12 protein-coding genes are annotated in these 13,963 nt (G+C 60.4%); 2 read left to right on the forward strand and 10 right to left on the reverse strand.

All coding sequences use genetic code 11. From position 1 onward, the window contains the following. Positions 1-5: 5 nt before the first annotated feature. From QRN48_RS15070 to QRN48_RS15080, 3 genes are all read right to left on the reverse strand, one after another. Positions 6-836: a phosphoglycolate phosphatase gene (locus tag QRN48_RS15070; protein WP_285351427.1), complete on the reverse strand. Its 831-nt coding sequence runs from the start codon at positions 834-836 to the stop codon at positions 6-8. Further along, positions 833-1,507 (reverse strand): ribulose-phosphate 3-epimerase, encoded by a 675-nt coding sequence (gene rpe / locus QRN48_RS15075; RefSeq protein WP_037019180.1) that lies wholly within the window; start codon positions 1,505-1,507, stop codon positions 833-835. The genes QRN48_RS15070 and rpe overlap by 4 nt, the downstream gene beginning before the upstream one ends. 216 nt (positions 1,508-1,723) lie before the next feature. Continuing rightward, entirely contained in the window at positions 1,724-2,716 is a 993-nt protein-coding gene (locus tag QRN48_RS15080) for a hypothetical protein (RefSeq protein WP_285351429.1), read from the reverse strand. A gap of 310 nt (positions 2,717-3,026) precedes the next feature. Here QRN48_RS15080 and QRN48_RS15085 point away from each other — a divergent pair, with 310 nt between their 5' ends. Both QRN48_RS15085 and QRN48_RS15090 read left to right on the forward strand, forming a co-directional pair. Further along, positions 3,027-4,520 (forward strand): helix-turn-helix transcriptional regulator, encoded by a 1,494-nt coding sequence (locus QRN48_RS15085; protein ID WP_285351431.1) that lies wholly within the window; start codon positions 3,027-3,029, stop codon positions 4,518-4,520. 134 nt (positions 4,521-4,654) lie between these two features. Then, positions 4,655-4,912, forward strand: a complete 258-nt coding sequence (locus QRN48_RS15090) for a CsbD family protein (RefSeq protein WP_285351433.1) — start codon at positions 4,655-4,657, stop codon at positions 4,910-4,912. Positions 4,913-4,934: 22 nt separating this feature from the next. Here the strand turns inward: QRN48_RS15090 and QRN48_RS15095 are convergent, their stop codons facing one another. The 7 genes from QRN48_RS15095 to QRN48_RS15125 form a co-directional block, all read right to left on the reverse strand. After that, on the reverse strand, positions 4,935-6,083 hold the full coding sequence (locus QRN48_RS15095) for an iron-containing alcohol dehydrogenase (RefSeq protein WP_285351436.1): 1,149 nt from the start codon (positions 6,081-6,083) through the stop codon (positions 4,935-4,937). Positions 6,084-6,387: 304 nt separating this feature from the next. Continuing rightward, positions 6,388-7,212 carry an ABC transporter permease gene (locus QRN48_RS15100; protein ID WP_191944536.1) on the reverse strand — a complete coding sequence of 275 codons (825 nt, stop codon included), beginning with the start codon at positions 7,210-7,212 and terminating at the stop codon, positions 6,388-6,390. 11 nt (positions 7,213-7,223) lie between these two features. Continuing rightward, positions 7,224-8,471, reverse strand: coding sequence for an ABC transporter permease (locus tag QRN48_RS15105; RefSeq protein ID WP_037019167.1), 1,248 nt, complete (start codon positions 8,469-8,471; stop codon positions 7,224-7,226). Between the two features lie 110 nt (positions 8,472-8,581). Then, entirely contained in the window at positions 8,582-9,613 is a 1,032-nt protein-coding gene (locus tag QRN48_RS15110) for a polyamine ABC transporter substrate-binding protein (protein WP_285351439.1), read from the reverse strand. A gap of 105 nt (positions 9,614-9,718) precedes the next feature. Next, on the reverse strand, positions 9,719-10,843 hold the full coding sequence (locus QRN48_RS15115) for an ABC transporter ATP-binding protein (RefSeq protein ID WP_037019164.1): 1,125 nt from the start codon (positions 10,841-10,843) through the stop codon (positions 9,719-9,721). A 293-nt stretch (positions 10,844-11,136) separates the two neighbouring features. Continuing rightward, a complete protein-coding gene (locus QRN48_RS15120; RefSeq protein WP_037019163.1) occupies positions 11,137-11,766 on the reverse strand; it encodes a response regulator in 630 nt (209 codons plus the stop codon). 11 nt (positions 11,767-11,777) lie between these two features. After that, entirely contained in the window at positions 11,778-13,817 is a 2,040-nt protein-coding gene (locus QRN48_RS15125) for a PAS domain-containing sensor histidine kinase (protein ID WP_285351556.1), read from the reverse strand. Between the last annotated feature and the right edge of the window lie 146 nt (positions 13,818-13,963).

The raw sequence follows: 13,963 nt of genomic DNA on the forward strand, positions 1-13,963 counted from the left end.
TCAGGTCAGGCGCGCCAACGCCAACGGGCCAGGGCCTTCATGACTTTCATCCAGAGTTTGCGAGTGACCACCACGATGGATTCTCTAAAGGAGGGAGACTTGATGTCGGGCAACGTTATCTCAGCGCCCTGCTCCAGGCAACCGGCAGAACTGCCGGGAATCAGCATGCGCAAATCGCTGATGACCAGCGCCGGGGATTCTTCTTCAATGGGACGGCCGTGGTTGTAGCCATAACTCAATGCCACACAGGCCACGCCCGCTGCCTTGGCCGCCAGCACGTCATTGCGCGAGTCACCCACGAACAGCGACTGCGAGCCCGGTACGCCGGCCATTTTCATCACAAAGAACAGCGCTGCCGGGTCTGGCTTCTGCTGCGGCAGCGTATCGCCGCCCACGATCCAGCGAAAGAAGCGGCCGAGTTTGAGATCGTCCAGCAAAGGCGCAACGAAGCGCTCCGGCTTGTTGGTGATCAACGCCATTTCGACGCCCATCTTCTGCAGCCACTTCAGGGTTTCGCGCACGCCGGGGTAGACCTTGGTGAGCGCATGGCTACCGCTATAGGCTTCCATGAATATGGCGAGGGCCGCTTCCGTCGATTCTTCATCCACGGCGGAGTGATCCATGCCGTTCGCCAAAGCGCGGCGTACCAACACGCGTACGCCGTTGCCGATCCAGTCGCGAACCCGCTCGATACCCGCCGGGGGGCGACCGAGCTGAAAAAGCGTTTTGTCCACAGCGGCCGCCAGATCAGGCACCGAATCGACGAGGGTGCCGTCCAGGTCAAACATGATGAGCTTGGGCAAACGGCCCGGAAAGAGCTGCTCGAAGCCGCTCATCGGCGGGCCAACGCCAGTTCTTCATGCATTTTTGAAATGACTGCCTGGTAATCAGGCGCGTTGAAAATGGCAGAGCCCGCAACAAAGGTGTCGGCGCCAGCTGCTGCGATTTCCCGGATGTTGTTGACGTTGACGCCGCCGTCGATCTCGAGACGGATATCACGACCGGATGCGTCAATGAGCGCGCGGGCCTCGCGCAGCTTGTTGATCGTGCCGGGAATGAATTTCTGACCGCCAAAGCCAGGGTTGACGCTCATGAGCAGGATCATGTCGACCTTGTCCATGACGTACTCAAGCAGGTTCAGCGGGGTCGCCGGGTTGAACACCAGGCCCGCCTTGCAGCCGCCTTCGCGGATCAGTTGCAGGGAGCGGTCGATGTGCTGGGTCGCTTCCGGGTGGAAGGTGATGTAAGTGGCGCCGGCTTCGATGAAGTCACCGATGATGCGGTCCACCGGGCTGACCATCAGATGAACATCGATGGGCGCGGTGATGCCGTATTTGCGCAACGCGGCGCAGACCATCGGTCCGATCGTCAGGTTAGGGACGTAGTGGTTGTCCATGACGTCGAAGTGGACGATGTCGGCGCCAGCGGCCAGGACGTTGTCGACTTCCTGTCCCAGACGGGCGAAATCGGCGGACAGAATCGAAGGAGCAATAGCGAAGGGCTGCATGACGCACCTTTTTGAGCGAAATCACGGTGGCGCGCATTGTACTCCAAGAGTTGAAACATGCGTTGGGTCGCACGCGTGTAAGCCGAAAGGCTTGAATCAGACGGCGTGAACGGCACAAGGCCCGGTACGACATATGTGCGCACCGGGCCGAGGCTTGAGTCAGCGATTCAACTTTTCAAAATCCAGAACCGACACGCCGGGCGATTGCTGAAACCCTCAAACGGTCTCGACCAGCAGGCGAGGACGCGAGCTCAGGGCATAGCGTGCCAGACCAAAGCTCAGCGCAGCGCCGATGATCAGCATGAAGAACGTACCCCACGCCGCTTTGGAGACGTGCTTGGCGGCGACATCCGCCGCTTCACGGGCCTGTTGCTCAGCCTGCGCTTTCAGCTCTGCAACTTTCGCGGCTGCTTGCTGATACGCCTGCGCATAGTTATCGACGATCTGCTGCGCTTCGGCTTTGCTCTTGCCAGTGCGAGCGGCCACGATGTTGACCAGCGCATCTTTGTCGGCAGCGTTCAAGGCGGGTTCGCCCGCTTTCTGCACGCGATCAAACCATTGCTTCAACTGGTCGCCCGCCTGGGTTGGATCAGTGGAGGCCTGCTCTGCTGTCTGCTTGGCATCGGCACCCGCTACGTCAGCTTTCTGATCCAGCTTCGAAGGGTCCAGCTCTGGCTTGCCGGACTGCTTCAGGGTGGTGTCCAGCTGCGATTTCAGGCTGTCCCAATCCAGGCTGATGCCGTTTTTATCCAGTTGTTGCTTGATGCTCTGACCCACGCCCGGTGCGGCAGCAGCGACGCCATCGGCCGCCATGGAAAGCCCCTTGCCTGCAATGTTGCCGGCAGTGCCTACCAGCGAGCCGGCCAGCGATGCGATGAGCCAGGTGGTGAGCAGCGTGCTGACTGTCCAGCTCAGCAAACCGTGCAGGCCGCCACGGTCCGGCGCCGTGCGACCCGACACCCAGGCACCGGCGGCAATCGCCACCAGCGTACTGATGAACAGCCAGGCGCCGGCGCCCTTGCCGAAGCCGCTCAACGGGTTCCCTTGGGCCATCGGGTCCAGCGCGCCAGCGCCGATCGCCGTGCCAAGCACGCTCAGCACCAGATAGGTGACCAGCGTGATCGCCGCACCGGCAAACACCGACCCCCAAGACACCCGAAATGGAGAAGCGCTGCCCAGTGCGGCAGATGTTGAGTAGGTTGTAGCCATAAGAATTTCCTCTGGTGCAGGGGTACACATGATCGTGCTACCGACATGCGGTGCATATGCACCACCTGCGTTGATAAGGGCGAGCCTGCGAGGGCGGGCTTGCCGCGTCTGATCGGACGTGAAATCAGTTTGATCAGCGCGTGGAAGTCTGTGATGGCGCATTTGCACCGCTTCGTCTGGTGCATTCGCACCGACCTTGGCGAGCGGCGCTGCACTAAGCTGCAGCACTAAGTTTTTGCCGGCCGGTCCGATAGCGTGGAGCGCCCGGCTGAGCGAAGCCCGATCGCATTGAGACGTCAGGAGAACACGCATGTCCGAGGCCATCCTCGCCAGAGAAACCAACCGCCGCCAATTGCAGCAGATCATTTCCGGCCTGTCGGACGGGGTGATGCTGGTGGAGGTAGACCAGACCATCATCTGGGCCAATGAAGCGGCGCTGCTGATGCACGGCGTCGAGGAGATCAGCGAGCTGGGGGCCAACGGCGAGGCCTATCGCGAGAAATTTTCCCTGCGTTATCGCAACAACCATCCGCTGGACGTTGATCAATATCCGATCAGTCGGGTCGCCGCCGGCGAAGTATTCAGCGATGTGCTCATCGAGGTCAGCAGGGTCGGTGAGGAAGAGGAGCGCAGCTGGGTGCATCGCGTTCGTAGCATGGTCCTGGAAGACAGCACCGGCTCCCCGGAGTCCTTGGTGCTGATCCTCGCCGACGCGACAGAATGGGCCGGCGCCGAGCAGCGCTTTGAAAAGACCTTCAACGCCAACCCCGCTCCCGCCGTTATCTGTCGGCTGAGCGATCTGCGCTTCATCCAGGTCAATCAAGGCTTTCTGGAAATGACCGGGCATTCGAGGGAAAGCGTCATCGGCCGCTCGGTCTACGAGGTAGACGTGCTGGAAAATGCCGAGCGCAAGGACCTCGCCATCGAGCGACTGAATCAGGGTGCAACCATCCCGCAGATGCAGGCCGAGCTGAAGCTGCCGGAGGGCGGCACCAAACTGGTCATCGTCGCCGGGCAACCGTTGGACATGAATGAAGAAGACTGCATGCTGTTTTCGTTCACCGACCTTGAACCCAGACGCAAAGCCGAGACTGCCTTGCGCCAGAGCGAAGAACGGTTTGCCAAGGCATTCAGACTGACACCGGTGCCAACGCTGGTGTGTACAGCGGAGCGGCAGCAGATCGTCGAAGCCAACGAAGCGTTCTTAAACACGTTGGGTTATACGCCCCAGGAACTGATTGGCCGGACCGTCGCAGAACTGGGCTTCATTGAGGATGGCGGGGTAATGGCCGAGCTGTTCAACGTTCTTGAAACCAATGGGCGTGTTGACGGGCTGGACCTGAAAGTCCGCAAGAAAGGCAGCGAGTCGATGGATTGCGTACTGGCCGCTGACACGGTGACGATTCAGGACAGCCCCTGCTACCTCTTCGTGCTGATGGACATCACCGAGCGCAAGCGTTCGGAGCTGGAGCTGGTCGAGGCCATCGAAACGGTGATGCAGGACGCCTCGTGGTTCAGTCAGACGCTGATCGAAAAGCTGGCCAATGCCAAACGGGTCAACACTCGACGTCTGCCCAGCGCTTCGTTCACCGACCTGACCGCTCGCGAGCGGGATGTACTGGGGCTTATCTGTGAAGGGCTGGCGGACAAGGAGATCGCGGCGCGGCTCAACCTGGCGCTCAACACGATTCGCAACCACGTCGCGACGGTGTACTCCAAGCTCGACGTGCACAGCCGGGCGGAAGCGATCGTCTGGGCCAGGGAGCGAAATCTGTTCGCCAGCCAGGGCAAAAGCAAGCGTTGAGTGATGCAAATGCGCCAGTGCGTCTGGTGCAAACTCACCTTCATCGGGCGACGCAACGGCTCTAGTCTGGTGTTGTAGCTGGCCCGACGGGGCAGCATTAACGTCAAGACCGATGCCACCCTTGGAGGCAATACATGAAATCCGAACAAGTGAAAGGCGCACTCGAACAAGCCGCCGGCAAAGCGCAAGACGTCTTCGGCAACTTGACCGGCGATGAGCGCACGCAGATGGAAGGCAAGGCGCGTCAGGCGGCCGGTGAGCTGCAGGAACGGTATGGCGATCTGCTGGACGAAGTGTCGACCTTTACCCAGCAACGGCCGCGCACCACATTGATGGTGCTTGCCGGCCTGACGCTGACTGTGGGCTGGTTGCTGGCCCGTCGTCGCGGTTGAGATTGATGGTCTGCGCGCCTGATCAATACGCAGCTCGGTAGATTTTCTCGATGTCGGCAGCGTTCAACTTCCGCGGATTATTGCGCATCAGGCGCTCGATCTTGCTGGCTTCTTCCGCCATCGCAGGGATCGCGTTTTCGGGCACATTGAAACTGCGCAAGCCAGACGGGATCTCCACCGCAGCGCACAAATCGGCCATGGCTTTCACTGCCAGGTCGGCGGCGTCCCTGTCGCTCAGATGGGCGACGCGGGCGCCCATTGCGTCGGCGATGTCGCGCATCCTTTCAACGCAGGCCAGCTTGTTCCACTCCATCACATAAGGCAGCAGCAGTGCGTTGCTGACGCCATGCGCAATATTGAACCGTCCTCCCAGTGGATACGCCAGCGCATGAACAGCGCCGACTCCGGCATTGCCGAATGCCATACCGGCCATGAGGCTGGCGGTGGCCATGTCTTCTCGCGCCTGCAGGCTGGAGGGATTGGCGTAGGCCTTGGGCAGCGCCTTGACGATCAACTTGATGGCGCCCAGCGCGATGGCATCGGTGATGGGCGACGCGTTGACCGACAAGTACGCCTCGACGGCATGCACAAGCGCGTCTACCCCACTGGCCGCCGTAACGCTGCGCGGACAAGTCAGTGTCATCAAGGGGCTGACGAGCGCCACGTCCGGTAAAAGATAGTCGCTGACGATGCCCTTCTTGAGTTGAGCCTGCTTGTCCGAAAAGATCGCTACGTTGGTGACCTCCGACCCTGTACCGGCGGTGGTCGGTATGGCGATCAGTGGCGGCCCCTTGCGCTTGACCAGATCGACACCGAACAACTCGCCAAGACTGCCTTCATGGCCTGCGAATGCCGCGACCCCCTTGGCGATGTCAATGGCACTACCGCCACCCACGCCGATCAGGCCATCATGGCCGCCCTCCCGATAGGCTCGCGTGCAGGCTTCGACGATGGCAATTTCAGGTTCCGGCTCGACCTGATCGAACAGGCCATACCGTCGCCCGCCCAATTGGGCCAGTGCCAGGTCGACTGTCCCGGACTGGACCAGTATCGCGTCGGTCACGATCAGCGGGTTCTGTACGTTGAGCCGCGTCAGCTCGGCGGACAACTGCTCAATGGCAGCCGCGCCGGTGATCAGCTTGTTGGCGATTTTGAAGGCAGAGATACTCATCGGGCTCGTCCTTTGTTCTGTGTCTGGAGACGTGGCACATACCGCGTGTGGCCAGCGTGCGATGAGTCAAACATAGACCGGATCGAGGGATGCGTCAGTTTTGTGGTGCGGCGGAGGAAGAATGCGCGGTTAACCCACCACTACGTACCGATCGAGAACCCACTGTAGGAGCCGGCTTGCTGGCGAACGCGGTACATGAGTGACGATAAAGTCGCCTGACCCGACGCGTTCGCCAGCAAGCCGGCTCCTACGAATGTTGCGTCACAATCTTTACCCGTGTTCCCAAGTCCACTGTCAGCGGTGATCACTCCACCGCCGTGCGCAGTTTCTCGCTGCGACCGCGCAGCCATTCCAGCACCAGCAACAGCACTACGGAGAAGCCGATAAGCAGCGTCGCCGCAGCGGCAATCGTCGGGCTGAGGTTTTCGCGGATGCCGCTGAACATTTGCCTTGGCAAGGTCGCCTGCCCTGGCCCTGCGAGGAACAGCGTGACCACAACTTCATCGAACGAGGTGGCAAAAGCAAACAGCGCTCCGGAGATTACCCCTGGCGCAATCAGCGGCAGGGTCACGCGACGAAACGCCGTGGTTGGCGAAGCACCCAGGCTGGCCGCCGCACGCACCAGGTTGTAATTGAAGCCCTGCAATGTGGCGGACACGGTAATGATCACGAAGGGCACACCCAAGACCGCGTGTACCAGTATCAGCGAGATATAACTGTTGCCCAGTCCCAGCGGCGCAAAAAACAGGTAGCTCGCCACGCCGACAATCACCACGGGCACCACCATTGGCGAAATCACCAGCGCCATCACCAGCGCCTTGCCGGGGAAGTTGCTGCGGGTCAGACCGATGGCCGCCAATGTACCGAACCCCATCGCCAGCACCGTGGCAGCGGGTGCGACGATCAAACTGTTTTTCAGCGCGCGCATCCACTCGGCCGAACCAAAAAAGTCCTGATACCAGTGCAGCGAAAAGCCCTGCAGCGGATAGACCAGAAAGCTGCCGGAGTTGAACGACAGCGGCACGATCACCAGCACCGGCAGCACCAGAAACAGCAGGATCAATCCACACAGGATACGCAGCGTGTAATGCCAGATGCGCTCGATGGGCGAGGAATAAGGGCTCAACATGATCGTTCTCCTCAGCTCAGGCGCAGACGGCTGGCGCCCACCAGCCAGTTATAAATCAGGTACAGCACAACCGTCGCCAGCAGCAGCAAACCGCCCAGCGCCGTCGCCATGCCCCAGTTGATGCTGGTGTTGGTGTAGAACGCGACGAAGTAACTGACCATCTGATCGTTCGGACTGCCGAGCAGCGCCGGGGTGATGTAGTAACCGATGGCAAGGATGAACACCAACAGACAACCCGCGCCCACACCCGCGTAGGTCTGCGGGAAGTACACGCGCCAGAAACTGGCGAACGGATTGCAGCCCAGCGAGATCGCCGCACGCATGTACGTCGGCGAGATGCCTTTCATCACGCTGTAGATGGGCAAGATCATGAAGGGCAGCATGATATGCACCATCGAGATGTAAACGCCGACCCGGTTAAACACCAGTTCCAGCGGCTTATCGATGATGCCCATCGCCATCAGCGCCCCGTTGATCAGACCGCTCGATTGCAGCAAGACGATCCAGGCGGCGACGCGCACCAGGATGGACGTCCAGAACGGCAGCAAGACCAGAATCATCAGCAAGTTGCTCTGCCGTGCGGGCAGGTTGGCCAGCAGGTAAGCCAGTGGATAGGCCAGCAGCAGGCAAATCACGGTGATCACCAGGCCCATCCAGAAGGTGCGGGCGAAAATGTCCAGGTATATGGCTTGGTCGGGTGTAGCCGGGGCCACTTCACCAAGGTCATCGATTCGATGGTCGACAGCGGCCAGTAGGTAATAAGGTGTGAAACTTGAGGTATTACGGCGGATAGCCTGCCAGTACGCAGGGTCGCCCCAGCGCTCATCAATGGCTTCCAGCGCTTCCTTGTAAGAGGTCGGCTCTTCCTTGAACGGCATGGCGCGGGCGGTTTTCGCCAGCAGGCTGCGGTAGCCCGCCAGTTCCTGATTCAGGCGTTTGGACAGATCGCCCAGCGTCTGATTCTTGCGTGCTTCGGCAAGATCCTGGCTGGCGGCTTTGTACACTGTCTCAGGTGGCAGCCCCTTTCCGTCCCACTTCGCCACTTCGACCACGGTCAGCGGCATGCCGCCCACCACTTCCGGGTTGCTGACGCTTTTGTAGAGCAACGCCGCAATCGGCACCAGAAACACCAGCAGCAGGAAGATCACCAAGGGCGCGATCAGTGCTTGAGCCTTCCAGCGATTGACGCGCTCGGCACGGGCCAGGCGTTGCTTCAGGGTCGGGCTGGCGCCTTCAGACAGGGGCACGGCGATGGCCATAGTGAACTCCGAAATCTTCTGACAAAGAGCGCGCCCCCTGCCCTGTTTCAGACAGTTCAGACGACGCACCCGGATCTAACTCACAACGAAGCGCTTATCGAGCAGTGCTCTTATTTGGCGGCCCAAGAGTTGAAGCGCTGCTCCAGGGACTCACCAAAATCGGCCCAGAATTTCACGTCGATCTGCACCTGATCCTTGATGTTCTCGGGAGTGGTCGGCATGTTTTTCAGCGTGTCGGCGCTCAACAGCGGCACCGCCCCAGTGTTGGCCGGGCCGTAAGCGATGTTTTCGGAGTAAATCTTTTGCTGCTCGGGCTTGAGCGAGTAGGCGATGAACTTCTTGGCTTCTTCGGCGTTTTTGGCGCCCTTCGGAATGGCCCATGCGTCGAAGTCATACACGCCGCCAGTCCAGACCACTTTCAGGTTGCTCTCTTTCTGCACGGCAGCGATGCGACCGTTATAGGCCGAGCTCATCACGACGTCGCCAGACTGCAGGTATTGCGGAGGCTGTGCGCCCGCTTCCCACCACTGGATGCTTGGCTTGAGCTTGTCGAGCATCTTGAAGGCGCGGTCCTGGCCTTCCTTGGTCGCCAGAACTTTGTAAACGTCTTTAGGCGCAACACCGTCGGCCATCAGCGCGAATTCCAGCGTGTACTTGGCGCCCTTGCGCAGGCCACGCTTGCCCGGGAATTTCTCGGTGTCCCAGAAATCAGCCCAGCCCGTTGGTGCAGATTTCAGCTTGTCGGCGTTGTAGGCCAGCACGGTGGACCACACGAAGAAGCCTACGCCGCACTCAGAGATTGCGCCTTTGACGTAGTTGTCCTTGTTGCCGAGATCGACCGACGCCAGCGACTCGAACATGTCTTCGTCACAACCACGGGACAGTTCTGGCGACTCAACTTCAACCAGGTCCCACGTCACGCTCTTGGTGTCGACCATGGCTTTGACCTTGGCCATCTCACCGTTGTATTCGCCCGCAATGATCTTGCCGTTGCCGGCCTTTTCCCACGGCGCATAGAACGCTTTTTCCTGGGCCGCCTTGTTAGCGCCACCGAAGGAAATGACGGTCAGGTCCGCTGCCATGGCTTGCGCCGCGCACATCATCCCGACCGATAAGGCGGTGAGCTTCAATGTCTTGAGCATGATTTTTTCTCTCCACGAACTGTGATGGTTAAGCGTTGGGGGGCGATTGGCTCGCCTCTGGTTTCTTCGGGTGACTTTCTTCGGGTGACGCCTGTGGCGGGTGAATCAATGCGTATCCAGCAACGGGTCCAGCGCGCGGGCATGCTCGACCTGCCATCCAAGGGGCACGACATCGCCAACGCTGAGCCCCGGATCGAGCTCCGCGATGGGCTGCTTCACGAAGAAGTCGGTTTTACCGGCCACTTCCAGACGCACCCGTACGTGGTCACCCAAGTAGATAAATTCGGCCACGCGCCCCGAAAACCGGTTAACGCAACTCTCGCTGCGGCCGTTGAGGTTCACGCGTTCGGGGCGGATCGACAGCGTCACCGGGCTTCCCGTAGCGCCGACGTTGATGGCCAGCGCCTCAACCTTTTCGCCGCGAGCCAGGCCCACCACGCAACGGTCACCGCTCTGGCTGAGCAAGGTGCCGTTGATACGATTGTTCTCGCCGATAAAGTTGGCAACGAAGGTGTTTTTCGGCTCTTCATAAAGAGTGCGCGGTGGGGCGATCTGCTGGATTTCGCCCTGATGGAACACCGCGACACGGTCTGACATGGTCAGCGCCTCGCCCTGATCGTGGGTGACGTAAACCACGGTTACGCCCAAGCGCTGGTGCAGATGCTTGATTTCCATCTGCATGTGTTCGCGCAGTTGTTTGTCCAGCGCACCGAGCGGCTCATCCATCAGCACCAGCTGAGGCTCAAACACCAGCGCGCGCGCCAGCGCCACACGTTGTTGCTGCCCTCCCGATAACTGGGCGGGATAACGATGGGCGAAGGTACCGAGCTGCACCATGTCGAGGGCGCGTTTTACCTTTTCGGCAACGTCAGTCTTGCTCATGCCCCGCACCGACAACGGGAAGGCAAGGTTCTCTGCCACGGTCATGTGCGGGAACAAGGCGTAATTCTGAAACACCATGCCAATGTCGCGCTTGTGTGGAGGCACGTTGTTGATCGAACGGCCAGCCAGCTGGATCTCGCCAGCGGTGGGCGTCTCGAACCCGGCGAGCATCATAAGGCTGGTGGTCTTGCCGGAGCCGGACGGCCCGAGCAAGGTGAGGAATTCGCCCTTGCAGATATCCAGGTTGAGGTCTTTGACGATCAGGGCTTCGCCGTCGTAGCTCTTTTGCACACCACGAAAGCTGACCAGAACATCACTCGCCCCAGCGCCTGATTCGACGTTGCTCATTGCCCGCACCTTTGTTTGATCCACCGTAGGGATCAAGCCTAGATGAGGCTGCAGGTCGCGCAAATCGGGGGCAGGGAGAGAATGGCCTAGGTGCGCTGGAAGGTTGGGGGTAGGGATTGCCCTACAGAGATGGCGGGGATAGGTATGCTGCCTGAAAGTGATCCGGCGCCTGAAGTGGCCTCTTCGCGAGCAAGCTCACTCCTACAGGGGATTGCGGTCAGTCCGTAGGAACGCACTTGTCGGCGAGAGGGTTATCGCAGGCGCCGGAGGAGGTCGTTTTCAGACCTCCGATCTCAAACCAGCTTGTGCTCCATCGCATACTTCACCAGCTCGGCCAGCGAAGTGATTTTCAGCTTCTGCATCAGACGCGCCTTGTGGGTGCTGATGGTTTTGCTGCTCAACGCCAGTTGTTGGGCGATGTCGTTGACATTAGCGCCTTGGGCCAGGCGTTCGAACACTGAAAACTCGCGCTCGGACAACAACGAATGCAAGGGCCGGTGATCGGTGAGCCCGACCTCGAACACCATTCGGTCTGCCAGGTCCGGGTCGATGTATCGCCCTCCTGCGGCTACACGCCGGATCGCCGTCAGCAGCAAGGCCGGATCGCTGTCCTTGGTCGCGTATCCGGCGGCCCCGACCTTCAAGGCACGTGCAGCCATTTGCGCTTCATCGTGCATCGACAGCACCAGAATCGCAGGCGGGTTGTTCAACGCGCGAATCCTGGGGATCGCTTCAAGACCGTTGACGCCCGGCATCGAGATATCCAGCAGCACCACTTCGCAGGGTGTATGGCGCAAGGCGTCCAGCAGCTGCTCGCCATTGCTGGCCTCCCCGACCACTTGAAGGTCCTTCGCCAGGCCGATCAGCTGTTTGATCCCCTCGCGGACAATGGTGTGGTCTTCTGCAACCAATACGCGAATCAATGTACGTGCTCCTAAGCGACCGGTTCCAGCGGAATGTGGATGCGCAAGGTTGTGCCTTCTCCGGGCGAGGTGTCCAGATGCAATTGCCCGCCCATGATCAGCACCCGCTCGCGCATGCCCACCAGGCCGAATGAGACCGGACGCTCGGCGCGCTGATCGAAGCCCTTGCCGTCATCGGCGATGCTCATGCACAGCACGCCGTCGCTGAGCGTCAAATTCAGCTCGACCGTGTGCGCCTCTGCATGGCGCATGACGTTGGTCAGCGACTCCTGAAGAATGCGAAACAACCCGATGGCCGTTGCGTCCGGCAGGCTGGGCAGGTTGTCCGGCACCTGCACCAGACACGGGATCTGGGTACGCGCCTCGAAACGCCGCGCCTGCCATTCGATGGCCGAGGCGATGCCCGCATCAAGAATCGGTGGGCGCAGCGCGGTCGCTACGTCCCTTACCAACTGGAACAACTGCGCGATCAGGCGCTTCATGCTGTTCAACCGGTCGCGAAGGCCGGGGTCAAGATCGGCGTAGGCCAGTTCGCACATCGACGTTTCGAGCTTGAGCACGGTGAGCATCTGGCCCAGCTCGTCATGAACTTCACGGGCGATACGCGCCTTTTCCTCTTCGCGCACGGTCTCCAGATGTGCCGAGAGCTCGCGCAATTGCTCGGCCAGCACCTGCAAGCGTGCCTCGCTTTCCTGCAGCGCGGCCAGCGAACGGCGGCGTTCAGTGACGTCGGTGATGAACACCACCAGGTACTCGGCCTCACGAAAGCGCAAAAAGCTCAACGACACGTCGGCGGGGAGAATGCTGCCATCGGCGCGCACGCAATTGCTTTCAAAGTTCTGCGGCCCTTCGTCGCTGGAGCGCGCGGTTTTCCACAGGTTGAGCCAGCGGTCCATATTCAGGCCAGGCTCGAAATCAATTAGCGGCCGATCCACTACTCCACCCGATGCATAGCCCAACATGGCCTCAGCCGCCTGATTGGCATAACGCACATGGCTGTCCCAGTTGACCCAAAGAATGCCGACGGTGCTCTGATCGATGGAAAACTGCGCCAGGCGCAACGCCTCCTCGCCCGCCAGGCGTTTAGCGATGTCGTCGCGTGCAGCGAGCAGTTGTTGCTCGAGTTGCTGCTGTTGCTTGCGTTGCCAGAACACGATCGCGGCGCTGGCCATGAACAAGACCAACAGCAGCAACGCGATATTTTTCCACAGTCCTGGCGAGCCGCTTGCCTGAGGGTACTTCGGCTGCAGCCACTGCGTGTGCAACTGCTCAAGGTCCCGGGCGGGAATGGCACTTAACGCCTGGCTGATAATGTCGGCGAGCTGCGGCTCATCGCGCCGGGAAGCCACGCGTAGCAACTGCGGGAAACCGATGTCCCCGACCACGGCGAGCCCGGCAAACTCTGCCTCACGGGACAACCGACTGAGCTGCGCTTCATCAATGACGGCGTAGCGCGCCTGCTGGCTAAGCAGCAGCTGCAGCGCCTGACGCTCCAGCGGCACCCCCTGTAGATTGAGATGGGTGTAGTTGCTGCGCAGGTAATCAGCGGTGGGCCCGGGCATGCGCACGGCGACGCGGACCTGGGCATCGAGCTTTTCCAGATCAACGGTGCCGACACCGTCACGCTCGCCGACGATCAGTTGCGGCACTCGCATGTAAGGGTCGGAATACAGCCACATCCGCAGGCCGGCGGGTGTCTGCATCAGGCCCGGCGCAAAATCGATCTGCCCGTCGACGAGGGCTTTTTCGAGCTCGGCCTGATCGGCATAGCTGCGCCACAAAAGCTCGACCTGCAAGGTCTTTTCCATGAGGTTGATGAGGTCGACATTCGCGCCGGACAGCTGCTGGGCGCGACGGTCGAGCTGGGCATAGGGCGCCTGAAGCACAAGCCCGACGCGCAGGTGCCCCCTTTGTGTCAGCCAGTCCCGCTGAACGTTGCTTAACGGGTCCGCCTGGCTGCCCGACGAGGCGGCAAAGGTGGAAGTCGACAGCGCGATGAGCAGCAAACCCATCAAGAGCGCGCACGTATCGCCGATAACCCGAAGGCACATCGCATGGATTTTCAAACCATCGCTTCCATATTCCCGAACCCCATGCCGATCATGCGCTGTGCCGGGCGCTCGTACAGGAGCACCGATTGCCTGGCCTGACAAATTGCCGTCAACCCATTAGTCTGCCGGAACAGTTTCCGGTCTTT

It is taken from the genome of Pseudomonas sp. ME-P-057, assembly GCF_030208975.1.
GTDB classification, from domain to species: domain Bacteria; phylum Pseudomonadota; class Gammaproteobacteria; order Pseudomonadales; family Pseudomonadaceae; genus Aquipseudomonas; species Aquipseudomonas lutea.